The organism is Bradyrhizobium sp. STM 3557, assembly GCF_045571465.1.
GTDB lineage: Bacteria > Pseudomonadota > Alphaproteobacteria > Rhizobiales > Xanthobacteraceae > Bradyrhizobium.
Genome location: NZ_CP120697.1, coordinates 5,639,677 through 5,662,960, shown reverse-complemented (window position 1 = coordinate 5,662,960; position 23,284 = coordinate 5,639,677). Strand labels below are relative to the sequence as shown.

At 62.9% G+C, this 23,284-nt stretch carries 18 protein-coding genes, 2 tRNA genes and 1 pseudogene; 16 read left to right on the top strand and 5 right to left on the bottom strand.

Features of this window, described 5'->3' with window-relative positions; all coding sequences use genetic code 11:
- Positions 1–16: 16 nt before the first annotated feature.
- Positions 17–1,318 carry an adenylate/guanylate cyclase domain-containing protein gene (locus tag P6U24_RS26135; protein ID WP_407155338.1) on the top strand — a complete coding sequence of 434 codons (1,302 nt, stop codon included), beginning with the start codon at positions 17–19 and terminating at the stop codon, positions 1,316–1,318.
- A gap of 14 nt (positions 1,319–1,332) precedes the next feature.
- On the opposite strand, the gene P6U24_RS26130 is transcribed toward P6U24_RS26135, so the two are convergent.
- Both P6U24_RS26130 and P6U24_RS26125 read right to left on the bottom strand, forming a co-directional pair.
- Positions 1,333–1,794, bottom strand: a complete 462-nt coding sequence (locus P6U24_RS26130; RefSeq protein WP_407155337.1) for a DUF488 family protein — start codon at positions 1,792–1,794, stop codon at positions 1,333–1,335.
- A 4-nt stretch (positions 1,795–1,798) separates the two neighbouring features.
- Positions 1,799–2,623, bottom strand: a complete 825-nt coding sequence (locus P6U24_RS26125; protein WP_407155336.1) for a DUF72 domain-containing protein — start codon at positions 2,621–2,623, stop codon at positions 1,799–1,801.
- 165 nt (positions 2,624–2,788) lie between these two features.
- Between P6U24_RS26125 and P6U24_RS26120 the strand changes: the two genes are divergently transcribed.
- The 10 genes from P6U24_RS26120 (at position 2,789) to P6U24_RS26075 (ending at position 12,147) form a co-directional block, all read left to right on the top strand.
- A complete protein-coding gene (locus P6U24_RS26120; protein WP_407155335.1) occupies positions 2,789–2,983 on the top strand; it encodes a hypothetical protein in 195 nt (64 codons plus the stop codon).
- Positions 2,984–3,238: 255 nt separating this feature from the next.
- A complete protein-coding gene (locus tag P6U24_RS26115; protein ID WP_407155334.1) occupies positions 3,239–4,372 on the top strand; it encodes a glycosyltransferase in 1,134 nt (377 codons plus the stop codon).
- The gene (locus P6U24_RS26110) at positions 4,369–5,886 is read left to right on the top strand and encodes a glycosyltransferase family 39 protein (RefSeq protein WP_407155333.1); all 1,518 of its coding nucleotides are present in this window, start codon (positions 4,369–4,371) and stop codon (positions 5,884–5,886) included. The genes P6U24_RS26115 and P6U24_RS26110 overlap by 4 nt, the downstream gene beginning before the upstream one ends.
- Before the next feature lie 304 nt (positions 5,887–6,190).
- On the top strand, positions 6,191–7,351 hold the full coding sequence (locus P6U24_RS26105) for a DUF2778 domain-containing protein (RefSeq protein WP_407155332.1): 1,161 nt from the start codon (positions 6,191–6,193) through the stop codon (positions 7,349–7,351).
- A 640-nt stretch (positions 7,352–7,991) separates the two neighbouring features.
- Positions 7,992–8,171, top strand: coding sequence for a hypothetical protein (locus tag P6U24_RS26100; protein WP_407155331.1), 180 nt, complete (start codon positions 7,992–7,994; stop codon positions 8,169–8,171).
- Positions 8,172–8,479: 308 nt separating this feature from the next.
- Complete coding sequence (locus P6U24_RS26095) at positions 8,480–9,703, top strand: OpgC domain-containing protein (RefSeq protein ID WP_407155330.1); 1,224 nt, start codon at positions 8,480–8,482, stop codon at positions 9,701–9,703.
- Positions 9,704–9,735: 32 nt separating this feature from the next.
- The gene (locus tag P6U24_RS26090; protein ID WP_407155329.1) at positions 9,736–10,224 is read left to right on the top strand and encodes a DUF2059 domain-containing protein; all 489 of its coding nucleotides are present in this window, start codon (positions 9,736–9,738) and stop codon (positions 10,222–10,224) included.
- A 258-nt stretch (positions 10,225–10,482) separates the two neighbouring features.
- A tRNA-His gene (locus P6U24_RS26085) sits at positions 10,483–10,546 on the top strand.
- A 5-nt stretch (positions 10,547–10,551) separates the two neighbouring features.
- Positions 10,552–10,618, top strand: a tRNA-Pro gene (locus tag P6U24_RS26080).
- A 377-nt stretch (positions 10,619–10,995) separates the two neighbouring features.
- Complete coding sequence (locus P6U24_RS26075) at positions 10,996–12,147, top strand: slipin family protein (RefSeq protein WP_407155328.1); 1,152 nt, start codon at positions 10,996–10,998, stop codon at positions 12,145–12,147.
- Between the two features lie 156 nt (positions 12,148–12,303).
- Here the strand turns inward: P6U24_RS26075 and P6U24_RS26070 are convergent, their stop codons facing one another.
- Positions 12,304–15,411 carry a M10 family metallopeptidase C-terminal domain-containing protein gene (locus tag P6U24_RS26070; protein ID WP_407155327.1) on the bottom strand — a complete coding sequence of 1,036 codons (3,108 nt, stop codon included), beginning with the start codon at positions 15,409–15,411 and terminating at the stop codon, positions 12,304–12,306.
- Between the two features lie 328 nt (positions 15,412–15,739).
- Here P6U24_RS26070 and P6U24_RS26065 point away from each other — a divergent pair, with 328 nt between their 5' ends.
- The 3 genes from P6U24_RS26065 to P6U24_RS26055 all read left to right on the top strand — a co-directional run bounded on the left by P6U24_RS26065 (position 15,740) and on the right by P6U24_RS26055 (position 18,245).
- Complete coding sequence (locus P6U24_RS26065; RefSeq protein WP_407155326.1) at positions 15,740–16,081, top strand: hypothetical protein; 342 nt, start codon at positions 15,740–15,742, stop codon at positions 16,079–16,081.
- Between the two features lie 506 nt (positions 16,082–16,587).
- Positions 16,588–16,713: a hypothetical protein gene (locus tag P6U24_RS26060; protein WP_407155325.1), complete on the top strand. Its 126-nt coding sequence runs from the start codon at positions 16,588–16,590 to the stop codon at positions 16,711–16,713.
- A gap of 191 nt (positions 16,714–16,904) precedes the next feature.
- Positions 16,905–18,245 (top strand): RtcB family protein, encoded by a 1,341-nt coding sequence (locus P6U24_RS26055; RefSeq protein WP_407155324.1) that lies wholly within the window; start codon positions 16,905–16,907, stop codon positions 18,243–18,245.
- A 193-nt stretch (positions 18,246–18,438) separates the two neighbouring features.
- Here the strand turns inward: P6U24_RS26055 and P6U24_RS26050 are convergent, their stop codons facing one another.
- Positions 18,439–20,022: a winged helix-turn-helix domain-containing tetratricopeptide repeat protein gene (locus tag P6U24_RS26050; RefSeq protein WP_407155323.1), complete on the bottom strand. Its 1,584-nt coding sequence runs from the start codon at positions 20,020–20,022 to the stop codon at positions 18,439–18,441.
- 111 nt (positions 20,023–20,133) lie between these two features.
- On the opposite strand from P6U24_RS26050, the gene P6U24_RS26045 reads away from it, so the two are divergent.
- A complete protein-coding gene (locus tag P6U24_RS26045) occupies positions 20,134–21,525 on the top strand; it encodes an FAD-binding oxidoreductase (RefSeq protein WP_407155322.1) in 1,392 nt (463 codons plus the stop codon).
- A gap of 24 nt (positions 21,526–21,549) precedes the next feature.
- On the top strand, positions 21,550–22,791 hold the full coding sequence (locus tag P6U24_RS26040; protein WP_407155321.1) for a CynX/NimT family MFS transporter: 1,242 nt from the start codon (positions 21,550–21,552) through the stop codon (positions 22,789–22,791).
- A 96-nt stretch (positions 22,792–22,887) separates the two neighbouring features.
- On the opposite strand, the pseudogene P6U24_RS26035 reads toward P6U24_RS26040, so the two are convergent.
- Positions 22,888–23,061, bottom strand: a pseudogene (locus P6U24_RS26035) (VOC family protein); the annotation flags it as partial.
- Between the last annotated feature and the right edge of the window lie 223 nt (positions 23,062–23,284).

Sequence of the window (23,284 nt, the reverse complement as noted above, 5' to 3'; positions counted from 1 at the left end):
AACTGGCTGGGGCGTGATGCTGACCTTCAGATGGAGCAAGGACAAGGAGGAGGGGACCTCCGCTGATTTCAACCGGGCGCTGGCGCGTCAGGTGCTCAGCACGGAGCTGCTTCGGGTCAAGGCGCTGATCGGCACAGCCGCACTCTTTCTGGTGATATCCGTTCTCGTCGATATTTTCGAGCCAAGAATCATGCTGTGGATTTGGCATGCTGGCTCGCGAGCCTTCTACGGCTACGCGCTTCTGATTCTGTTCATCCTGTTCGAGCTGTGGATCTACTCCCAGCTCCTCAAGAACATCAAGCGCGGCCGGGACATCCCCGTCGTGCGGCGCTACATCGGCACCATGATCGAGACTTCTCTGCCGACGCTGGTGCTGCTCATGCAGATCGACAGCATCGGTCCGGAGAAGGCGCTAGCCTTCGGCATGCCCCTGGCATACTCGCTCTTCATCGTCCTTTCGACGTTGAGGCTCGACTTCTGGCTGTCGAGCTTCACGGGATTTGTGGCGGGTGCGCAGCTGTTGATCGTGGCTCTCCTGCATCGTCCAAATATCAGCCAAACCCCCGAGCTATATTTTCATGCGGAGCGCAGCTTCATCATTCTGCTTTGCGGCGTGCTGGCAGGCGCCGTCAGCTTGCAATTGCGCCGCCAGTTCGTTGCCAGCATCCTGGCCGCGACCGCGCGCGATCGCGTCACGAACCTGTTCGGCCAGCACGTCTCGCCACAGGTGGTGGAGCGGCTGATGGCGGAAGGCACAAGCGGCGCGAGCGACCTTCGCAAGGTCGCCGTGATGTTCGTCGATTTCCGCGGCTTCACTGCGGCCGCGCACTCGCGGACCCCGCAGCAGGTCGTCGACCGGCTCGACGGCGCCTTTGCGGTGCTGGTCGAAATCCTCGAAGCCCATGGCGGCATCGTCAACAAGTTCTTGGGCGATGGCTTTCTGGCGCTGTTCGGTGCGCCGTTCGCGACACCGGATGCCGCACAGCACGCAGTCGCGGCGGGCCGCGAGATGCTGACTGCGATGACGCGCGTCAATGCTGCGTCCGACTGGCCACTCCGGATCGGCATCGGCATTCATCTCGGCGAGGTCGTGGCCGGCAGCATCGGCTCACCGCGGCGCAAGGAATACACCGTGATTGGCGATACCGTGAACTTCGCTTCACGGCTCGAGGCGCTGAACAAGGAATTCGACTCGCAGCTGCTGATCTCTTCAGAGGTGCACGCAGCCCTGGGCGAGGCGGGGTGCGATGCGCGTTCGCTCGGCGAGGTGCCGGTGCGTGGCTATGACCATCCGGTCGAGGTGTGGCAGTTGGGGTAGACGGATTCCGCGGCTTACGTCTGCGGCGCGACCAGGTTTTCGACCTTGACGTGGTCGCGGTCCTCGATGATCTCCGCGATCCATTGCCGGTGGCAATGGGCATGATCGCGCTCGTAGCAGAGCAGGCAGATCGGCCCCGATGTCTTTACCAGCGCCGATAGTTCGTCGATCTGCTCCTTGGCCTGCGGCGTCTTCAGATGTGCGTCGTAGATCTTGCGCAGCGTCTCATATTGGCCGCTGCGTGCGGCCTCGCGGCCCTCCTTCGGGGTGCCGAGCCCGCGTAGGTGCACGTAAGCGATGCCGCGCTCGTCGAGACCGGCCGCGAGCTGGTTCTTGGAAAAGCCTGGCCGCCGCGACGACGCGACCGCGCGGACATCGACCAGCAGCTTGACGCCGGCCTGTTGCAGCTCGTCCAGCACCGCCTTGGCCGGCGTCTGCTCGTAGCCGATGGTGAACAGCGTTTTTGCCTTGGCCATCGCCTCAACTCACCCGCTTGATCAGCTCCATTGCCCCCTCGGGTGCGCGCACCTTGCCCTCGTGGATCACATAGGCGAAGACGTCGCGCGGCATCTTCTTCGCAGGCTTGTCGTCGACGCGCGGCAGGTCGTCCGGTTCACCGCCCTCGGCCCAGAGCTGAAAGCGCTTGGCCCAGGCATCGAGCTGCTTCGGCGGATAGCAGGTCTTGATCTCGTCGTTGCCCTTCTGCAGCCGGGCATAGACGAAATCGCCGGTGACGTCCGATATCGCCGGATATTTGCGGTGCTCGGCGAACACCAAGGGCGTCTCGAACTGGCGCAGCAGCGCGACGAAAGCGGGCACGCAGAAACTGTCATGCCGCACCTCGACAACATGGCGCAGCTTGCGGCCATCGAGCTCGCGCGGCAGCAGCTCCAGGAACGCGCCGAAATCCGCCTCGTCGAACTTCTTGGTCGGCGCGAACTGCCAGAGCACGGGACCCAAGCGATCACCGAGCTCGAGCACGCCGGTGTCGTAGAAGCGCTTCACGGAATCGCCGGCCTCCGCCAGCACGCGGCGGTTGGTGGCGAAGCGCGGTCCTTTCACCGAGAAGACGAAGCCGTCCGGCACCTCGCGCGCCCATTTGCGAAAGCTCTCCGGCTTCTGCGAGCCGTAATAGGTGCCGTTGATCTCGATCGAGGTCAGCTTGGAGCCGGCATATTCGAGCTCTTTCGACTGCGGCAGCTTGTCGGGATAGAACACGCCGCGCCATGGCGCGAAGGTCCAGCCGCCGATGCCGATATAGATGTGGCTCTTCTGCTTCGATGCGCGCGCTGGAGCTTTGCTCACGGGGGCGGTTCCGTCTGACGGTGAGGGGAGAGCGAGATCGATGGCGGAAAGGTAGCCCAACGCAGCCGGCTTGACCAGTTCACGACCTGTTGCCTGCCTGCTCTTCCGAGGCGCGATCGGATCATGATATTTGAGCCAAGTGGGGCGACAGGAAAGACATTGGTTATGACATCGCAGTCCATTGGCGGCGTACTGGGCGCCATCGTCGCAGCGATCGTATTGGCGGCTGCCTTCTATTACGTGCCGGTCGGGCCGTTCGCCAAGCCGGCGCCAGCAAGGGTCGATGCACCGGCTCCGGCGCAGACCGCTCCGGTCCAGCCTGCGCCGCGCGGCCCTGTGGTGCGCGAGGTGCCGAACTAGGCGGGGCCGAGAGCTTGCGGAACGCACCCGCCGTTCCCATATCGTGGACAACGGCGGTGTCGAGCCTAGCCCCCTGGGGTTCCATCGCCGGAGACGACCACGACAGAGTGGCAGCGCCGGATGTACGCGCGCCCTTTGTTTGTGGTCGTTGCCATTTTGGGGGCACTCCAAACAGCACACTGGCGGCTTTTTCGGTGGCCCCGGGGTCGGGGCGGCCTTGGCATGGGGGGATGTCGCGGATATACGCATGCCACCATGACCGAAGCCATCCGAGCCGCCGCGCCAGTATCGCTGCAACCCGCTGACATGCCGATCGTTTCGGTCGTCGTTCCGACGTTCAACGAACGCGATAATGTCACCACGCTGTATCAGCGGCTGGAGGCGGCATTCAAGGACGTGCCGTGGGAGGTCGTGTTCGTCGACGACAATTCGCCCGACGGGACCTGGCAGGTGGTGCGCGAACTGTCGCGTTCCGACAACCGCGTCCGCTGCATCCGCCGTATTGGCCGGCGTGGCCTGTCCGGCGCCTGCATCGAGGGCATTCTCGCCGCCAGCGCGCCGTATGCCGCTGTGATCGATGCTGACCTGCAGCATGACGAGACGCAGCTGCCGAAGATGCTGAAGCTGCTGCAGGACGGCGCGGCGGAGCTCGTGATCGGCAGCCGCTACATCGAGGGGGGCAGCGCGGCGAGCTTCAACAAGCAGCGCGCTGGCGCGAGCGCTTTCGCCACGCGCATCGCGCAGCATGCGCTCAAGGTCGAGGTCGCCGATCCCATGAGCGGGTTCTTCATGATCCGCCGCGACCGGTTCGAGCAGATCGCGCCAAAGCTCTCGACGCAAGGCTTCAAGATCCTGCTCGACATCATCGCCAGCGCCGAAGGCGGCCTGCGCACGGTGGAAATTCCCTTCACCTTCGGCACGCGTCAGCATGGCGAGAGCAAGCTCGACTCCATGGTCGCGCTGGATTTCCTTGGCCTGGTGCTCGCCAAGCTCACCAACGACACGCTGTCGCTGCGCTTCCTCTTGTTCGCGATGGTCGGCGGCACCGGTCTTTTCGTTCACCTGGGCACGCTGTTCCTCGGCCTCAATCTGTTCGACATGCCGTTCACGGAGGCGCAGGCGCTGGGTGCGTTCGTGGCGATGACCACGAACTTCATGCTCAACAATTTCCTCACCTATCGCGACCAGCGGCTGAAGGGCTTCGCCGTCCTGCGCGGTCTGCTCATCTTCTATCTCGTCTGCTCGGTCGGCCTGTTTGCCAATGTCGGCGTCGCCTTCTCGGTCTATGACCAGGAGCCGATCTGGTGGCTGGCGGGTGCGGCCGGCGCGCTGATGGGCGTGGTCTGGAACTACGCGATCTCCGGTCTGTTCGTCTGGCGCAAGCGATGACGTCTGCAACGGCCGCCGGCGATGCGCGGCTGGTCCGCAACGTCTGGCTGACCATCATCGCGCTGGTCGTCTTGCGGCTGATCGCGGCCGCGCTGACGCCGATCACTTTCGACGAAGCCTATTACTGGATGTGGTCGAAGCATCTGGCGGGCGGCTACTACGACCATCCGCCACTGGTCGCGGTGGTGATCCGGCTCGGCACCATGATCGCCGGCGATACCGAGCTCGGTGTCCGGCTGGTCTCGGTGCTGCTGACGCTGCCGATGAGCTATGCGGTCTATCGCGCGGCCGAGATCCTGTTTGCCAGCGCGCGTGTCGGGGCCACGGCCGCTCTGCTGCTCAATATCACGCTGATGGCGGCGGTCGGCACCATGATCGTGACGCCGGACTCGCCGCTGCTGGTCGCCTCGAGCTTCGTTCTCTTCTTCTGCGCCAAGCTCTTGGAGACGGGCAGGGCGGCCTGGTGGCTCGCGGTCGGCGTTGCGGTCGGCGCGGCTTTGACTGCGAAATACACCGCGATGTTCTTCGGTGCGGCGATCCTGATCTGGCTCGTCGTCGTGCCGAAGAATAGGCATTGGCTGATCTCGCCCTGGCCTTATCTCGGCGGGCTGGTCTCGCTTGCGATCTTCTCGCCGGTGATTCTGTGGAACGCCGATCATCAATGGGTGTCCTTCATCAAGCAGCTCGGGCGCGCCCGGATCGAGGACTTTCGCCCCGCCTACATCGCCGAGCTGATCCCCACCCAGTTCGCCTTTGCCACGCCGCTCGTCTTCATCCTTGGCGTGATGGGGCTCTACGCCTTGATCATGCGGCGCGCAGGCACGGCGGCTGCGCGCGTGCTGATCGACGTGATGGTCTGGGTCATCGTCGCCTATTTCGTCTGGCACGCGCTGCATGCGCGCGTCGAGGCCAACTGGTTCGCGCCGATCTATCCGGCCTTTGTCGTCGCGGCCGCGGCAGCCAGCCATCTCGTGCCGTGGCAGAAGCGCGAGCGGCGCACCATCAATGTCTGCCTGCGCTGGGCGCTGCCTGCCGGCATCCTGATGTTCGTGGCGCTGATCGTGCAGGCCAACACCGGCTGGCTCTCGTTCTATAAGCGTGACGCCACCGTGCGCAGCGTCGGCGTCGGCTGGCGCGAGCTCGCAAGCGGCATCGAGGCGGTGCGCGCGCGCCTCAGTGCGAATTGCGTGCTGGCGATGGATTACGGCACCACCGCCTGGCTCAGCTTCTATCTGCCGCGCGGCACCTGCGTGCAGCAGGCGATCCAGCGCATCCGCTGGGTGAACTTCCCGCCGCCCGATCCGCAAGCGCTCGCAGGCAAATTGCTGTTCGTCGACGAGGCCCAGCTTGGCCTGCGGCCCTATGTGACCAGCACTTTCGGTCGCATCGAGCAGGCTGCACAACTGACGCGAATGCGCGGTCCGCTGGTGATCGAGACCTACGTGCTCTATGCGGTATCCGAGCCGAAGGGCGCGGTGCTCGACGACTCCCCGCCGCCGGAGCTCATGCGCTGATCGGTTCAGCGCGAATTCCATCGGGCGGGATCGTCGATCGACGGGAGTACGCGAGCCCCGCGTCATTGCGGGATTCCGCGCTTTTGCAGGCAGATGCGCCGCATTTCGGTCCATTTTCTGCCGCCATTTCCGGCGAAAGGAACAGTTAAGATTAACCCGCCTCAGATCTGCCGAAACTTAATCCGCATTTAACTAAAAGTCGCCTTAATGGCGCTGTGTGTCTCTGCGAGATGCTGCATGGTCATTCGATCCAGAACGGCATCGAGACAGGGTTTGTGAGTCACCGTTCTGGGCGTCAGTCGAGATGAGTAAGAGTAGAACTGCGTTGGCTGCACGGAACCGCAGGAAATCTTCCCTGAAAACCTTTGCTCACAAACTGATCGGCGGGACGGCCATTGTGTGCCTCGTCGCGGGCAGTGGCTGGACGGTCTACAGCAAGATCATCAATGCCAGCGCCTATCCGACGCTCGGGACCGCCGGCTATGACGAGCCGGTCGCTCGCGTGGCTCCGCGGCTTGCCACGCGCAACACCGCGCAGGCCGTGAGCGAGGCCTTCGCGGCCTTGCCTGAGACCTCCGTCGCCAAGGTCGCCTCCGCGCCGGCGATCACCCCGGAGATGTTCAACGACCGGTTTGCCGCCGCCATTGCCGCCGGCGTCGCCTCCAATGCCGCCGCCGCGGCGCCGTCACTCCCGAAGCTCGCCGAAGCCGCGCCGCCACCGACGCCCCGGATTCCGGAGAAAGCGGCCGCGGCGCCGAAGCTTGCCGAAGCACCCAAGAAGGATGCCAAGCCGGTGCAACTCGCGCTCGCCACGCCGCGGACGCAGCCGGCTGCCCAGCCGGAGCAGGCCGCCGCGCCTGATCCGAACGCACCGAAGAGCGGCATGAGCTCATTTCGCGCCATGACCGAGCGCGCTAAGGCGGCGGTGCTGTCGATCACCGGCGATCGTCACTCGATCCAGGACAAGCTCTGGGGCAAGCCGGATCAGCAGAATGGCGGACTGCTGGCCTACGCATCGGCCGACGCCAATTTTGCCACCACCATCAACCAGGATCCGACCAAGGGTGGCCAGGCGCCGTATGACCGCTCGACCGCGGTCTACGACATCTCGGCCAAGACGGTGTACCTGCCTGACGGCACCAAGCTCGAGGCGCATTCCGGCCTCGGCGACAATCTTGACGATCCGCGCTCGGAGCGGATCAGGATGCGTGGCGTCACGCCGCCGCACATCTACGAGCTGAAGCCGCGCGAGGCGCTGTTCCATGGCGTGCCGGCGCTGCGCCTCAATCCGATCGGCGGCAGCGATGCGATCCACGGCCGCGACGGTCTGCTCGCGCACACCTTCATGCTTGGGCCGAACGGCGATTCCAACGGCTGCGTGTCGTTCCGCGACTACTATGCCTTCCTCGATGCCTACAAGAACAAGGGCATCCGCAAGCTCGCCGTGGTCGCCCGCATCCAGTGAGGCGGCGAGGGCAGGCGGCGCCGCGCCGCTGCTTGTAGTCCGTGCTGCATCCCCATCGTCATTGCGAGGAGCATCGCGACGAAGCAATCCAGACTTTCCCGCCCGCGGAGATTCTGGATTGCTTCCGCCATCGCCCTTCGGGCTATGGCGGACAGGTCGCTTCGCTCGCAATGACGAGGGAGAGAGCCCGCCTTCTGATCAACTATTTCAAACAGCTGGACATGACTTCGCAGTCTCGCGGCATGACATGCCCGAGTGATGCTGCAGCTTTGGCCCTCCGGAATCGAGGAGGGCGCAGGGAAGGCCGGGTGTCCGCCACACCCGCGGCCCCCGTGCGAACAAGAGTGCACGGGGCAGGAACCACAGGTTAGGCGGTCAACACGCCGGCCTTCCCTGCGCAATGGGTTTACGGCTTATACGTGATCTCCCCGGGGACCGGCTTGATTGCCCCCGTCACCCGCGCGCTCATCGCACCGCGAGCTTGACCCCAGCACCGGGAGGGTCAGGACCACACGACTTCACCGTGCGCATCATGTTGTTCGTCGGCGCGCTAAGCACGCTGCAACCTGACACGCCCATCGCATCCCGCGCTCAACGTCCGTGACGATCGCGATACGTCCCTCATGCGAGGCGGGACGGCATGAGGAAATATCAATTTCTGAAAAAAGGAAAGAGAATTTTTCCAGGCGGTTGGCCGTCTCGCGAAGAAGTCGCTGAAAGATGGGCGCAAATGAGTTTTTCCGCGCAACCATTTCGATGCGGAGAAACGGCTGCCGAGGCCGCCCGGCCGACCGCAATCGCGCAAATCATGCGCGCGTGATTTGCCCGACGGTGCAGCCGATCCATGGCGTCCGAAGTGGATGGCCGGAGGAGCCCACGAGCCGCTCTTGCCGAACCGGTCGCATCGATTGGATGCAATGATTTGCCGGAGGCGCCGTCGCATCGCTCAGTCGTCGTATTCGCATCCATGACAAGCATGGACTGTGGCCGTCGCGCCGATAAGGCGTCCCGCCCGCACCGGCGCCGGATTACGCTCGCGCCCATTTACAAGGCGGGCAATCGGGACAAGAATACGAGGCCTTGACGTGTGATGGCCGCAATGGACGATCCAAATTGCATGGAGCGACTATGGCCCACCAGCAAAACCCGGCCGGCTTGCACCGGATCGAACGCGATCTCCGCCTCGATCTGTTTCGTGGTATCGGCCTATGGATGATCTTCCTCGATCACATCCCGCATGATGTCGTGGCCTGGCTGACGCTGCGCAACTACGGATTCAGCGACGCCGCCGAGTTCTTCGTCTTCATCTCGGGCTATCTGGTCGGCTTCATCTATGCGCCGATCGTACGTGCGGGCCTGTTTCTCGCCGCCACCAAGCGGCTGATCAGGCGGGCCCTGCAGATGTACGTCGCCCACATCATGCTGTTCCTGCTCTTCACGGCGCAGATCGCCCGCACCGTTCGCCGGTTCGACAACCCGATGTATGAGAACGAGTTCAACGTCTTCAACTTCCTGCAGCATCCGGACGTGCTGATCGGGCAGGCGATGACGCTGCGCTACAAGCCGGTCAACCTCGATGTACTGCCGCTCTTCATCACCCTGATTGCGGCGTCACCTTTGATCGTGTGGTGCCTGGTCCGGCGGCCAAACCTGACGCTCGCCGGATCGGCCGTTCTCTACGTGCTGTCGCGCTGGTTCGACTGGAACATCGCATCCTATCCGCCCGGCACGACCTGGTATTTCAATCCGTTCTGCTGGCAGCTGATGTTCGTGTTCGGAGCCTGGTGCGGCAATGGCGGATTTGCCAAAATTTCGAGCTTCGTCTGGTCGCGCGCGGTGCTGTCGATCGCTGTGGCATGGCTAGCCTTTGCCTTCCTGATCGTGATGACCTGGCACATTCCGGCGTTGGCGGCGTTGGTGCCGAAATGGATGATCAAGATGATCTATCCGATCGACAAGACCGATCTCGACATGCTGCGGTTCACGCATTTCCTGGCGCTGGCAGCACTGGTCTCGCGCTTCGTGCCGCGCAACTGGGCGGAGCTCAAGTCCAACTGGGCTTATCCGCTGATGATGTGTGGCCGGCATTCATTGCCGATCTTCTGCATGGGCGTGTTCCTGTCGTTCTCGGCGCACTGGATCCTGATGCAATATACCCGCGGCCTCTGGGAGCAGCTTGCGGTTAGCGGCGCCGGCATCCTGATCATGGTGGCGGTTGCCTGGGTGCTGGATCGTGCGCAGGATGTGCCGGACCTGTTCGTCGAGGTGCTGGATAGCGAGGATACTGCACCTGCGACCGCGACCGAGCGGGCACCGGCTTCGTCGGCGCAGCCGCTTGGCGCGAGCGGTTGATCGCACCTGTTGATCGATCGGGGGAGAGGCCGATGTCCCGACGCTTCCTGATCATGGGCGCTCTGATCCTGGCACTCAGCTGCAGTGCCTCGGCGCAGACGCCGTCACCCGAGGCGATGACGGCGGCGCGAGCGCTCGTCACGACCATGAAGCTCGATGCCAGGTACAAGGCGATGCTGCCGGTGATCCTGCTTGGCATCAAACCCGCGCTGGTGCAGGACAGGCCGGAGATCGAGCGCGACTACGACGCGATGGCTGCGACGGCTGCCGATGTCTACACGCCCTACAGCAACGCCATGCTCGACAGCGTTGCCGCGCTCTATGCCAGCACCTTCCAAGTCGAGGAGTTGCGGCAGATCGAGGCGTTCTATCGCACGCCAGCTGGTCAGAAGCTGCTTGAGAAAGCACCTGGGATCGCGCAGCAGAGCGACGATCTGGTTCAGGACATCAGCCGCAAGGCGGCCGACGAATTGAAGGCGCGCTTGACCGAAATGCTGCGGCAGAAGGGCCACAAGTTTTGAGCTGGCGATATCGGATGATCTCCCATTGATAGCCAATTCGCCGTGATTGTTCGCGCGCAGTCGCCTGGCTTGGTCGCGGCAGGTAAGCGACAGCGCCGACTCTGCATGGAGAAATATGCGCATCCCCCTTGTCAGTTCCGGTTATCCCGTGTATTAGCGCCGTCCTTCGCAACGGCCATGGGTTCGGGCTCGCTGAGATCCCGACTGGTGCGTGCCGGTCTCCGGCGTCGTATTCCGCTGATGCGAGGAAACGTGATCGCAAGCTCATGGCGAGCGCCGGCGATGAGCCGGAGGTTCGGTTCGATTCCGATCGATTGCACCAACAAAGGATAGCTCAGTTTGGTTAGAGCAGATGATTTGGGATCATCGGGTCGCGGGTTCGAATCCCGCTCCAGCGCTCCGCGCGTTAGCTTAGAAAACAGCTAACTTGCCTCTGACGAGGACCGGACGCGCGCTTCAGTCGCGGTCCGGCCGTCAAGCCGAAAGGTTTTCCGTCCGAACTTAGACACTGCAGGATCGGCTCTGCGCCGCGGCGGATACCGCCTCGCGCGTGGTGTCGGGAGAGCTGCGCATCGATCGCACGGCTGTTGGCCGCGCGAAACGCGCGCGTGCGCCCGCCACACCGCGAGGCTCAAGCCTCGGCCCGCTCGTCTCTGCAGGAAGCGTCGTCCGCGTCCTCACGTCCTTTGACGCATGAAATCCGCTTTCCGGCCGCGCGCCGGAGAGCACAGTGAAGCGCGGCCTCGACAAGGCCACGCAAAGGAGTCTGTCATGACCTGGCATCTGGTGACGAAGAACGTGACGATCGAGGATGGGGAGCGCGCGCTGGTCTGGCGCGACGGTCAGCTCGTGCGCGTGCTCCCGCCGGGCCGCCACGCGCTGTTCGACCCGCTGCATCGGCTGAAGACGCAGGTGTATGACGTCGTGCGCACCGAGTACTCGCCCGAGCGCTACGCCGTGCTGAAGGCTGCGCGGCCTGATCCGGCGGCGGAGCTGTTCACCGCGGTCGAGACAAGCGCGAACGAGGTCGCGATCGTCAGCCTCGACGGCCGGCCTGTTCATTTGCTGACGCCCTGGCAGACCCGCGTCTACTGGAAGGTCGCAACGAGTGTCGATGTCGAGCGCATCGACATCGCCGCGGACCCTCGGGTGAGCCCGCGGCATCTGGCGATGATCGAGCGTAACCGCCCGACCATCGTGACCGAGGCTGTGGTCGAGAACCACGAGGCGGGCCTGCTCTATGTCGAGGGCCGGCTGACGGAGCGGCTTGCGCCGGGCCGGCACGCCTTCTGGGTGGTCGGCCGCAAGATCGAGGTGAAGCGGCTCGATCTGCGGCCTTCGGCGATCGAGATCACCGCGCAGGAGATGCTGACCAAGGATCGCATCGCGCTGCGGGTGACGCTCACGGCGTTCCGCCGGATCGTCGACGCCGAGAAGGCGGTGGCGACCACGCCGGACGTGGATGCGTGGCTGTACCGGCTGGTGCAGTTCGCGATCCGCGAAGCGGTGGCGGGCCGCACGCTCGACGAGGTGCTGGCGGCCAAGGCCTCGCTGGATGCGGAGCTGCGCGACTATGTGCGTGCACGCGTCGCGGATTCTGGTGTCGAGGTGACGGAGCTCGGCGTCAAGGATGTGATCCTGCCCGGCGAGATCCGCGAGCTCGTCAACAAGGTGGTGGAGGCGGAGCGGGTGGCGAAGGCGAACCTGATCCGCCGGCAGGAGGAGACCGCGGCGACGCGCTCGCTCCTGAACACCGCGCGGCTGATGGAGGAGAACCCGCTGCTGCTGCGGCTCAAGGAGCTGGAGTCGCTGGAGCGGCTGGTCGAGAAGGTCGGCCGCATCGACCTGCATGCGGGCGAGGGCGCGGGCCTCGACGCGCTGCTCACCCGCCTGGTGCGGATGAAGGCGCCGGACGCGGCGTAGCTAGGCCGTGCAATTGACAGGAGAGGCCGCCCACGGGCGGCCTTTCGCCTATAGGTACCGTGCAGCTATCACCGAATGGTGTTGCAAACGTCCGCCCTTCGTGAGGAGGAGGAAGGCGGCATAGCGCAGCTTCTGATCCGGTTGGCTGGCTTGCCTTCAGTGATAAAGAATAAAGCCGGAGACCAGCTCTGGGTGAAGTGCGGGCTGATGTTCACTGTGATCGAGGATTACCTGGGGGGCACTCCAAACCGAGCCGTGTGCTGCCGGGTCGAAGTGAGATTCGGCTGTGAGGACAGGGGCCGATGGCTTCGGCATGTCGAAGCTGCCTGAGTTCGATGGCGGGATGGCGCTGACGGCGAACACGAAGCCATCTGCACTCATCGCCGCAGCCGGCTGGACGGTGTTCGAATGATTGGGAATGCCGATCGTTCCGTCGCCATTCAGATCCTGCTGAAAGAGAGTCTCGAGTGATTGAAGACTGCTGCTGCTTGCCGTCGCGCCATAGATGAGATTGCCGACGTAATTTCCGTTACCGTCGACGCTCCAGACATTGTAAAGTCCCGTTGACGTGTCCTTCCAGGCCACATCATAGCCGCTGCCGGTTGCCTCCGCGCCAAGAAGCGCCCAGTTGCTACCGAACTGACCGGAGGTCACAACGGCGCCGCCGAATTTCAGCTGTGGACCCGTGCCGCCGCTCGACGAATCGAGAGAGTACGTGTTTGCGACCTGCGTCAGCGTGGTCGAGCCAGACGATTCCAAAACGCTCGTGCGAATGCCGATGATGCCATCACCGTTGAGATCTTGCTGCAGCGTGCTCTCAGTGGATTCAAGCGCGACGCTATTGCCAGCCGCACCATAGACAAGATTGCTGACGTAATTTCCGTGACCATCGACGCTCCAGATGTTGTAAAGCCCCGTCGATGTGTCCTTCCAGACCACATCGTAGCCGGCGCCGACCGCCTCCGCGCCAAGAATTGTCCAGTTGCTGCCGAACTGACCGGAGGTCACAACGGTCCCGGCGAATTCCAACTGTGGGCCGGTGCCGCCGCTCGACGGATCGAGAGAGTACGTGTTCGCGACCTGCGTCAGCTTGGTCACGCCGGACGCTTCCAAAGTGGCCGTGTAAACGCCGACAACACCATCGCCGTTGAGATCCTGTTGAAGCGTGCTCTCGGTGGATTCGAGCGCGACGTTGTTGCCAGCCGCTCCGTAGACAAGATTGCCGACGTAATTTCCGTGACCGTCGACGCTCCAGATGTTGTAAAGCCCAGTTGATGTGTCCTTCCAGGCCACGTCGTAGCCGCTGCCGGCCGCCTCGGCGCCGAGAATTGTCCAGTTGTTGCCGAACTGGCCAGACGTGAGAGCGGCCCCACCAAACATCAATTCTATAGCGCCGGCTCCTCCAGAGGATGTCAGGAAATAATTACTCCCAACCTGGAGCAGACTGGTAGACCCCGCCGAATCGATCGTCGTCCCTACCAAGCCGATTGTGCCGTCGCCATTGAAGTCCTGCTGGAAGGCTGTCTCGAGCGATTCAAGGCTGCCGCTATTAGCAGTTGCGCCATAAATGAGGTTGCCGACGTAATTTCCGTTGCTATCGACGTTCCAGGCGTTGTACGTTCCTGTGGACGTGCTCGTCCAGACAACTTCGTAGCCGTTGGTCACCTGCTCGGCACCGAGTGGCGTATAGCCCCCGAATTGACCGACGGCGACCGGGGCTCCGCCGAATTCAAGTGCGGGTCCGCTGCCGCCGCCGACCGGATTGAGAAAATAGTTGTTTCCCGCCCTGGCCAGCGCGGTCGTTCCGGCCGCCTCGATCACGGTTTGGGAGATGCCGATTACTCCATCACCATTCAGGTCCTGATGGAAACTGGTTTCCAAGCTCTCAAACGCGGCGCTATTGCCCAAACCCGGCGCGTAGAGGTTACCGGTGTAATTGCCATTCGCATCCGTACTCCAGGCCGAATACTGGCCAGTCACGGTGTTTTTCCAGGCGACTTCATAGCCGTTGGTGATGGCCTCCACGCCAATCGGAACGTAGCCGCCGAACCCTCCCATGAGCGCGTCGGTGCCGCCGTATTTCAACAGCGGCCCGGTCCCGCCTGCGACCGGATTGAGGTAGTAGAGATTGCCGGACTGCACGAGCGCTGTTGTACCGACCGCCTCGATGACCCGGCTGATGGCGAACGTGGCGCTCGCGACCGTACTATCGGCGAACTGGAAGTATTCCACGCCGGTCACCGTATCGGTTCCGTCCGGTGCACCGGAGCGGAGATCGCTTATGGCGAAGGTCTGCGTATTTGCATTATACGCTATGCCGTAGTTTGCTCCATTGCCCGAGTATCCCGCGGTGTCGGTGCCGGCACCGCCGCTGATGGTATCATTGCCGCCGCTACCGACCAGCATATCGTTGCCGCCGCCACCGGAGAGCACGTTCGCGATGGCGTTGCCGATGAGGGTGTCATTGCCGGACCCGCCGATGGCATTGTCGATGTAGGAGCGGGCGTCGTTGTTGTAGAGATAGGCGTTGTAGACGTTGCCCGCTGCGTAGTGACCATTTCCGAGGTAGGCCAGTTGCGTGGAGGAGAGCAGCGAGGAGGCGCCGGGATTGAGGTTGATGCTCAGGTTCGTCGTGTAATTGGAAAGATCGTAGGTGTCGACGCCGCCGCCATCCCATACGGTCTCGAAGATGCGGTTGGCGGAACCGCCGGCGCCGCCGCCATCCGCCGGCTGGCCAACGCCGTTGATGAATTCCTGCCCCGTAGTGGGACTCCAGGTGTAGACCGTGTTCTCGGCGTGGGTCGTGTAGTTCGCGCCGTATAGCGTTTGCAGCGCGAGAATGTCGTTAGCCATATAGGTCTGCGGATATCCCGAGGCCTCGTTAGTGTAGCCGCTCGTCGTGCTGGCGCCAACATAGCTGCGATAGCTCATCACGGTGTATTCGAGGTCGTCATGCGCGCTTGGCACAGCGACGTTGGCAACGCCCCCGGTCTCCTGGCTGTGCTTGAGGCCGAACGCGTGGCCGAGCTCGTGCAGCGCGGTCGTGAAATAGTAATTGCCGAGCTGCGCCTGTGTGTAGTCGTACTGCGTTCCGAACCAAATGTCGCCTCCGGCGCCGGCCCCCGGATAATAGGCGTAGGATGTCGGATTGGCCGCAGGCGACTGCGCGATCATGATGTCGGCGCCGTTGGTCCCTGCATACTGGATGCTGGCGCTGGTGTAGCTCTGGATTAATCCGATCGCGTAATTGATCGCCGTCTGCATCTGGCTGGGCGCCGAGGCGAAACCAGATGTTGTCGGCTCATTTTCGCTACTATACGGAAAGGGATAGTCGCCGGAGAATCGGGGAAACTGTAAGTGATGGTACCGGACCATTTGTAGCCTGACAGCAGGCCGTCGATGTCCGCGTTGTTCGTCTGGCTTACGGTAACGGCAGTGGCCAACGGATAGCTCCCCAGCGGCGCGCCACACCCGATTCGGAGCGCGGGCAGGCTGTTCAGCAGAGTGTTAAGCTGAGCGTTGATTTTTCACAACCATGCCCGGATTTCCTCGCCATTATCGATGGCGGTCACAACCCCTAGCGGTACGGTGAATGATTCGTTTCGGCTGCCGCGATATTTCGGAGGAGCTCATGAGGCATCGCTTGCTTTCGACGCGTGTGCTCGGTGCCATGATGATGCTCGCGGGATGGAATTGCATGCCATTCGGAGAACATGCGTCCATGACCGAGACAGCCAGTGCGGGTGAGGGAGGTAATATGGTGCGCTCGCCTTCAATGCCTCCCGCCCGCGACCCTTCGGCCGCGGTCGCGGAGGAATTCGAACTCGCCCGCCGCAAGGGCACTGCCGAGGCGTTTGAGCTTTTCATCGCGCGCCACGGGGACGATCCACTGGCCGACAGGGCGCGCGCCGAGCTGAAACGGCTCTCGCGCTGATCTCGTCGCGCTCCGGGCGGGGGGACATCGCTACTCGCAGGCTGCAAGCTCAAAATTGCTGCATGACGGCGCACACCTTGTTGCAGACTTCGCGTGCCGGAGACCCGCGCCGTATTCGGGCCCAGACAAGGAGCGCGCGCTGCCGCTGAGACCCGCAACGTCGCACGTCTGCGGGCGTGTCGGCAGCCTCGGCAAGCTATGCGCTGCATGAAAACATCAGGCTGACGCTTAACAGGCCTGTGAATTTCCCTCTGCCCGATAGAGAGAATCTGCGAAGCGCTGTGGTCACCGGAGACACGAGCATCTCGGGCATCACACGCGCTCTCCCTTGCATGAGTTGGCCGCGTGGCCAACTGCCAGTCGATAATTCCGTGACTGATGACGTGCTTCGTCGGTGTCGCGCCGGACCGATCTGCCATCAGCTGCGCAGCTCGCGCTTTACAAAATCCAGATTTGTAGTAAGACCTCGCGCCACGATTGTGCGGATCACCGCAAGCGAGAGACCCATGCCGTATTTGTATTCACGCCCGATCAAGGACATCGCGCTGCCGCTGTGCGGACGGCGTGGCCTGTCGCGCGTGCAGGTCTCCGAAAACGACGCGCTGGCTGGAAATACCAGTCTAGCAGACTAACAAGGCAGCGGGTTTCCCTCTGCCTTCGGCAGAGAGACATCCGCGAAACGCCGTGGTCCCCTTGGGGACATCAGCATCTCCAATCTCTCTGCCTGCACAAAGGCTTGCGCGACCGTCATTGGCGCCGGCCTAAAGCTCTGGAGCCCATGGTGGGCTTTCGGAGTTGGTACTGCACGAGAAAGGAGCAGAAGATGCGAGCCGATCCCTACCGAGAGCGAGCGCGGGAGCTTGCGATCGAGGCCGGGCTCGATCCCGACGCCAAGATCGACCGGCCCGGACAGCGGCCGATGCCGCTGTGGTGCACGTTTCGCGACGCCGCGCGCAAGGAGCAGCTGGCGCGCGAGGCGGAGGCGCTCGCCGACATCGTGGCGAGCCGGCCGCAGCCGGCTGAATACCAGAACAGCCCGCTGAAGGTGTTCGGTAGCCACGAGGACGCTACGATCGCGCAGATGCGGAACTGCATGGCGATCGGCAACGCCGTTGCCGGCGTGATCTGTGCCGACGGCCATCTCGGCTATGCGCAGCCGGTCGGCGGCGTGATCGCCTATGAGAAGCAGATCAGCATCTCCGGCGTCGGCTTCGATATCGGCTGCGGCAACATGGCGGTGCGTCTCGATACGCAGTTCGCAGCGATCGAGGACAAAGTCGGGACCATCATCAAGGATGTCGCCAAGGTGATCTCGTTCGGCGTCGGCCGCAAGAACGCCGAGCGCGTCGAGCATGAGCTGTTCGACGACGCGGATGCGTGGCGCGAGTCCGACATGGGCGAGTACCGGCAGAAGGCGGTGAGCCAGCTCGGCACGGTGGGCTCGGGCAACCACTATGTCGACCTGATGCGCGACGAGAAAGGCTTCGTCTGGATCGGCGTGCATTTCGGCAGCCGTGGTCTTGGCCACACCAGCGCGACGCGCTACCTCAAGGCGGCCGGCGGCAAGGACGGCATGAACGTGCCGCCCGCGGTGGTCGACGAGGACTCGGAGCTCGGCCGGCGCTACATCGCCGCGATGCAGCTCGCCGGGCGCTACGCCTATGCCGGACGCGAGTGGGTGATCGAGCGCGTGCGCCAGATCATCGGCGGCGCGGTCACCGACAGCGTGCACAACCACCACAACTACGCCTGGCGCGAGACGCATGGCGGCAAGAATTTGTGGGTGGTGCGCAAGGGCGCGACGCCGGCGTTTCCCGGCCAGCGCGGCTTTGTCGGCGGCTCGATGGGTGACGATGCCGTCATTATCGAGGGCGTGGAGTCGGAGGAGGCGAAGGCCGCACTGTACTCCACGGTGCACGGCGCCGGACGGATGTTCGGGCGCAGGGAGGCGAAGCGGCGTTTCACGCGCGCCGAGATGGATGCGTGGCTGCAGAGCCGAGGCGTCACCCTCGTGGGTGCCGATCTCGACGAAAGTCCGATGGCCTATCGCCGTCTGCCCGAAGTGCTGGCCGAGCATGCCGGCTCGGTGAAGGTGCTGCACACGTTGCGGCCGTTCGCCGTCGCGATGGCCGGCGAGGGCGAGTTCGATCCGTTCAAGGATTGAGCGGCGCACTGCTGCCGAAGACAGGAAAGGCCGCCCACGGGCGGCCTTTTGCTTGTTTGACATCAAATCTGCATCCGGCTCGTGGGCGCGGCAACCGCTGCCAGCCTGCTCGGCCTTTCACCTGTCGATGCACGGCAGATCTTCATCCATGGGGCAGCGTAAGCTCGTCGGACTCATGCAACGTCGAGCCCCGTCATGCGAAGTCGGAGAGCGCGCCATTCAGACCGGCCTTGCGTAACCCGTCGAGAAAATGTTCGCGGTCGATGGGATTCCTATACCTGGCGGCGCGCACGAGAGCGAGTTCGAGCGTGCTGACCGGCAGCGCTTCACCAAGCTCACTCAATTCCAGACATCTCTCTCGAACGAATGTGCGCAACGCGAAGTTCGCTTCGCCTAGCCGATCGGTTTGTGCGTAGCACGCCGCAAGGAGCGCGTGGGACCAGCGGTCACTTGATCGCGCTTCCCTGAGCACATTGATCGCCTGTTCGTATTCGTGCGCCGAATAAAGCGCCAACGCGTGATACCAATGGTAAATGTTGGGTGGAAGCGGGTTAAGCTGTTTGGCTGATTTGATCCATGTGAGCGCTTGCTGCCAATTTCCCCAATAGACCAGGATGTTGGCAAAAGCGGCGGCGACGTCAGCATCGTTGGGGTTGAGCGCCAGAGCACGCTTGAAGTGAGCTTCGGCCTCTTGGTCACGGTCTTGCAGGAAAAGAAGCTGGGCGAAGACGCCGTGCGACCAAGCGTCATTCTCATCAAGATCGAGGGCGATCTCGATCTCGCGACGAGCCTCATCCAGTGGGGGCGCGGCGGGCGATTCCAGAAACGCGGCGCAGACGACCGTCCAAGCCACATTGGCGTGAGCGCGAGCATAAGCTGGATCGAGCCCCACAGCCTTCTTGAAATAGGCTCGCGCCTCCTCCATGCTCCTGACGGTCAATTGACGCCATTTCTCGTTCCCCAGTAGGACGAGATCGTAAGCCGTGATATTCGAGGTCTGTTTGCCTCTTGCGATCTCGCGGCCTGCGTCCTCAAGTCGGCCGGGCAGCGCTGAAACGATCTTGCCGACGATTTCGTCCTGGATGGCGAATATGTCTTCGAGCTCGCGGTCGTAGCGCTCCGTCCAGAGGTTGAAGCTGCTCGCGGCATCCAGAAGTTGGACCGTCACCCGCACCCGTTTCCCAATCCTGCGTGCGCTCCCTTCCACCACATATCGTACGCCGAGGTGGCGGCCGATCTCTCTGATGTCGGACGACCTGGTCCGGTAAGCGAAGCTGGAATGGCGGGCCACGACGAAGAGCGACCGGAAGCGCGATAATTCCGTAATGATGTCTTCCGTGATCCCGTCGGAAAAGTAGTCCTGCGCGGGATCGCCGCTCAAGTTCAAGAATGGCAGCACGGCAATCGATGGCTTGTCCGAGGTCGCGGACGGGAGCCACGCTTGCCGGCTGGCACCGGACAAGGTGGCGGCTGGCGGGCCGATATAGCGGTAGCCGCGGCGCGGCAGCGTCTCGATCCAGGTACTGCCCCCTTCCACGGCTGCAAATGCCCGGCGCAGAGCCGCAATCTGCACGGTCAGATTGCTTTCCTCGATCGCCAGTCCCGGCCAGGCCGCCTCCATCAGAGCGTCCTTGGCAACCGGCTTACCCGTCTTTTCCAGAAGCAGCCGAAGTAGCGCGACGGCTCGCCCTCCGAGAGCTACCGGCTCGACTCCCCGAAACAGCATGTCGGCGTCTGTCTCGAGACGAAATGGACCGAACTCGTAGATCGTCGCCATTGGCTAGAGACACCATTATCAGTGAAATTCGCAACTTTTTCCGATCGGATTCAGGAAACGATTTGGCGCTCCGTGAGAAGATGGCATGGGCCTCGGCGAGGAGCAAATCGGATGGAGCAACGGCGGCTAGATGACGACCTGATGGGCAAATCACACTCCCAACCTCCCCCCACCCCACAGCTACGGCTCAAGGGCCACGTCGTCCTTGAGGGAAACGCCGGTTACGACGAGGCGCGCAAGGTCTGGAATGGCGCCATCGACAAGCGGCCGGCCATGATCGCCTATTGTGCCGGTGCCGAGGACGTCGTTCGGGCCGTCGTCTTCGCAAGATCTCATCACATCTGCATCGCAGTCCGCAGCGGCGGCCACAATATCGCCGGCCTGTCGGTTTGCGACGGCGGCATGGTCATTGACCTGTCGCTCATGAAACAGGTCGAGGTCGATCCGGTCCGTCGGATCGCGCGCGCGGAGGCCGGCCTCAATCTGGGCGAATTCGACAGGGTGACGCAAGAGCATGGCCTGGCGACCACCATGGGCGTCAACAGTGATACCGGTATTGCCGGGCTCACGCTTGGCGGCGGCTTTGGCAAGCTCGGACGCAAATACGGGCTGACTTGCGATAACCTGATTTCCGCCGAGGTTGTGACAGCCGAGGGAAACATATTGAAGGCCAGTGCGACCGAACACCCCGACCTGTTCTGGGGCCTGCGGGGTGGCGGCGGCAATTTTGGCATCGTGACCGCGTTCGAATACGCGCTTCATCCCATCGGCACCTCACTGCAAGTCGCGTCAGCGCTGCATCGATATGATCACGCGCGCGAGGCCATGCGCTTCTATGATGAATTCGCTCGCCGCGCCGCCGATGAAGCGAACGTCGATGCAGCTCTGGTAACGCTGCCGTCGGGCGAACGATTCTTCAGCATCTCCGCCTGCTATGTCGGCCCGCATCATGACGGTGAGCGCGCCCTTTCACCGATCATCAGATTCGGCTCGCCCGTCGAGACGCGCCTTGCAGCTGTTCCTTATCTCGACATACAGTCGGGCGGTGATGCGCTGTTCCCACGCGGCCGCCGCTTCTACTGGAAGGCGCAGTTCCTGCGCGAGATCAGCACTGGCGCGATCGACGCGCTGCTCGACGCCTATGCGAGAGCGCCAAACACCTCGTCGCTACTGGTTTTCCAGCACGTCGGCGGCGCAATCGCCCGGGTTCCGGCACAGGACTCGCCGTACGCAAACCGCAATGCAGCGTTCGACTGCTTTCCCGTCGCGATCTGGGACGATCCGGCCGACGACGACGCGAACATGCGTTGGGCGCGCGAGCTGTGGAGCGCCGTCAGGCCCTATTCGACCGGCGGCGTCTACGCGAACAATCTCGGCGATGAGGGCGAGGATCGTGTCCGCGATGCCTATGGCGAGAACTATGCGCGGTTGGCTGAGCTCAAAACCAAATACGATCCGACCAATCTCTTCCGCATGAACCAGAATATCAAGCCGACGGTATAGGTTCACGGCATCGGGAAAATCCAAATGCGAAGCCGCTGGACCATCCTTGCTGCCCTGTTCGTCGCTCGCGCCGCCATCGCCTTTCAGTTTCAGAGCGTCGCGGCCGTCGCGCCACAGCTCAGCCAGAGTCTCGGTGCGAGCCTGGCCGATATCGGTATTCTGATCGGACTCTATTTTGCGCCGGGCGCCGTGCTTGCCTTGCCTGGCGGCGCGATCGGTCGACGCTATGGCGACAAGGTGACGGTCCTTGCCGGTCTCCTGATGATGCTGGCAGGCGAACTTCTGATGACCACGTCAACATCGTGGAGCGTGCAGATCGTGGGCCGACTGACCGCCGGCATTGGCGGTGTTCTCCTGAACGTTCTGATGACCAAGATGGTCGCGGACTGGTTTGCCGGCCGGGAAGTCGCCACCGCGATGGCCATTTTCATCAACTCATGGCCGGCCGGCATTGCGGTCGCTCTCATGCTGTTGCCGGAAGTCGGAGCCACGCTTGGCCTCCATGCCGTCAATCTCGCCGTCGCAGGAGTGATCTTGATCGGCCTTGGTCTCATCGCTTTGGTTTATCGCGCGCCAGATGCGACCATCGCGGTTGAAGGCGAGCGCTACAGCCTGACCGCCGACACGATCTGTGCCGTGATTGCCGCCGGCTTGATCTGGTGTCTCTACAACATCGGCTTTGCGATGGTTTTCAGTTTCGGTCCGTCGATGCTTGTTGAGCACGGATGGCCCAGTGCCGCGGCCGGATCAACCATCAGCATCGTGCTCTGGCTCGCCGCCCTTTCGGTTCCGTTCGGCGGCTTCCTCGCAGATCGGACCAAGCGCGGCGAGGCCATCCTCGTGACAGGCTGCATCGCCTTCGCCCTCCTGACATTTCTCCTGTCGCGTAGCGGCACGGTGCTTCCCATCGTCATTGCTCTTGGAATCCTTTGCGGTCTTCCCGCCGGGGCGATCATGAGCCTGCCTGCGCGAGTGCTCGATCAGAAGATGCGGCCGGTCGGAATGGGACTATTCTACACGATCTTCTACGCCGGCATGTTGGCCGGACCGGCGATCGGCGGAAAGCTCTCAAAGTCGTTCCGCTCCGCGAGCGCCGCGCTCGACTTCGGCGCCGTCGCCCTTCTGGCTTGCCCGATCGTTCTGTGGCTCTTTCGCCATATCGTTGTCAGCCGGCATCGGACGGCCGTTTTACCGATACCCGATGAAAAGCGAGACATGGAATGCCTTCTCAGAGAGAATGACCGGCTGCAGGCTCGCCATGACTGACGCTAACGCGCCCGATACCATAAGGAGCTTGGAACGAGTTCTGGCGGCTGGCTTGATTCAGCTCAAGAACCGGCCGCGTTAGACCCTTGGATCGCGTCAGGCCCATTCACGAAGCGGATCAATCTGAAGCTTGCCCACCGGTGTCCTGCTCATGAGCTCGACGACCAAGCCGGTACGGGTCTGGACGAAAGCGAGCTGACGATCGAAAACCGCACCATGGCAAACAGGCACGACCACCGATTCCCCTTGCTGCTCCATTTCCGCGACATCGCGGTGCGACATCTTTCTGTGATGACAGCGGCCTAATGCCCGATGGTCCGATTCGAATCCGACCGGAGACAGGGAAGGCGCTGCTGTTTCATCATCCGATCATGCATCGCGGTGATCCCGTCACGAAAGGACGCAAATACGTTTTGCGGACGCACGTGATGTATCGGCGCGAGAGGTGAAGGCGAGTTCAGGAAGTGGTTCGAGCGGAGCGATGTCATCGTTG

Bases quoted from the DNA above. Each gene is read 5' to 3' on its own strand.
- P6U24_RS26130 (WP_407155337.1), bottom strand. From the start codon at position 1,794: ATGGCCAAGGCAAAAACGCTGTTCACCATCGGCTACGAGCAGACGCCG.
- P6U24_RS26060 (WP_407155325.1), top strand. From the start codon at position 16,588: ATGCCGTATTTGTATTCACGCCCGATCAAGGACATCGCGCTGCCGCTG.
- P6U24_RS26040 (WP_407155321.1), top strand. From the start codon at position 21,550: ATGCGAAGCCGCTGGACCATCCTTGCTGCCCTGTTCGTCGCTCGCGCC.
- P6U24_RS26065 (WP_407155326.1), top strand. From the start codon at position 15,740: ATGATTCGTTTCGGCTGCCGCGATATTTCGGAGGAGCTCATGAGGCAT.
- P6U24_RS26070 (WP_407155327.1), bottom strand. From the start codon at position 15,411: ATGCAGACGGCGATCAATTACGCGATCGGATTAATCCAGAGCTACACC.
- P6U24_RS26135 (WP_407155338.1), top strand. From the start codon at position 17: ATGCTGACCTTCAGATGGAGCAAGGACAAGGAGGAGGGGACCTCCGCT.
- P6U24_RS26110 (WP_407155333.1), top strand. From the start codon at position 4,369: ATGACGTCTGCAACGGCCGCCGGCGATGCGCGGCTGGTCCGCAACGTC.
- P6U24_RS26120 (WP_407155335.1), top strand. From the start codon at position 2,789: ATGACATCGCAGTCCATTGGCGGCGTACTGGGCGCCATCGTCGCAGCG.
- P6U24_RS26105 (WP_407155332.1), top strand. From the start codon at position 6,191: ATGAGTAAGAGTAGAACTGCGTTGGCTGCACGGAACCGCAGGAAATCT.
- P6U24_RS26090 (WP_407155329.1), top strand. From the start codon at position 9,736: ATGTCCCGACGCTTCCTGATCATGGGCGCTCTGATCCTGGCACTCAGC.
- P6U24_RS26050 (WP_407155323.1), bottom strand. From the start codon at position 20,022: ATGGCGACGATCTACGAGTTCGGTCCATTTCGTCTCGAGACAGACGCC.
- P6U24_RS26045 (WP_407155322.1), top strand. From the start codon at position 20,134: ATGGAGCAACGGCGGCTAGATGACGACCTGATGGGCAAATCACACTCC.
- P6U24_RS26075 (WP_407155328.1), top strand. From the start codon at position 10,996: ATGACCTGGCATCTGGTGACGAAGAACGTGACGATCGAGGATGGGGAG.
- P6U24_RS26115 (WP_407155334.1), top strand. From the start codon at position 3,239: ATGACCGAAGCCATCCGAGCCGCCGCGCCAGTATCGCTGCAACCCGCT.
- P6U24_RS26100 (WP_407155331.1), top strand. From the start codon at position 7,992: ATGAGGAAATATCAATTTCTGAAAAAAGGAAAGAGAATTTTTCCAGGC.
- P6U24_RS26095 (WP_407155330.1), top strand. From the start codon at position 8,480: ATGGCCCACCAGCAAAACCCGGCCGGCTTGCACCGGATCGAACGCGAT.
- P6U24_RS26055 (WP_407155324.1), top strand. From the start codon at position 16,905: ATGCGAGCCGATCCCTACCGAGAGCGAGCGCGGGAGCTTGCGATCGAG.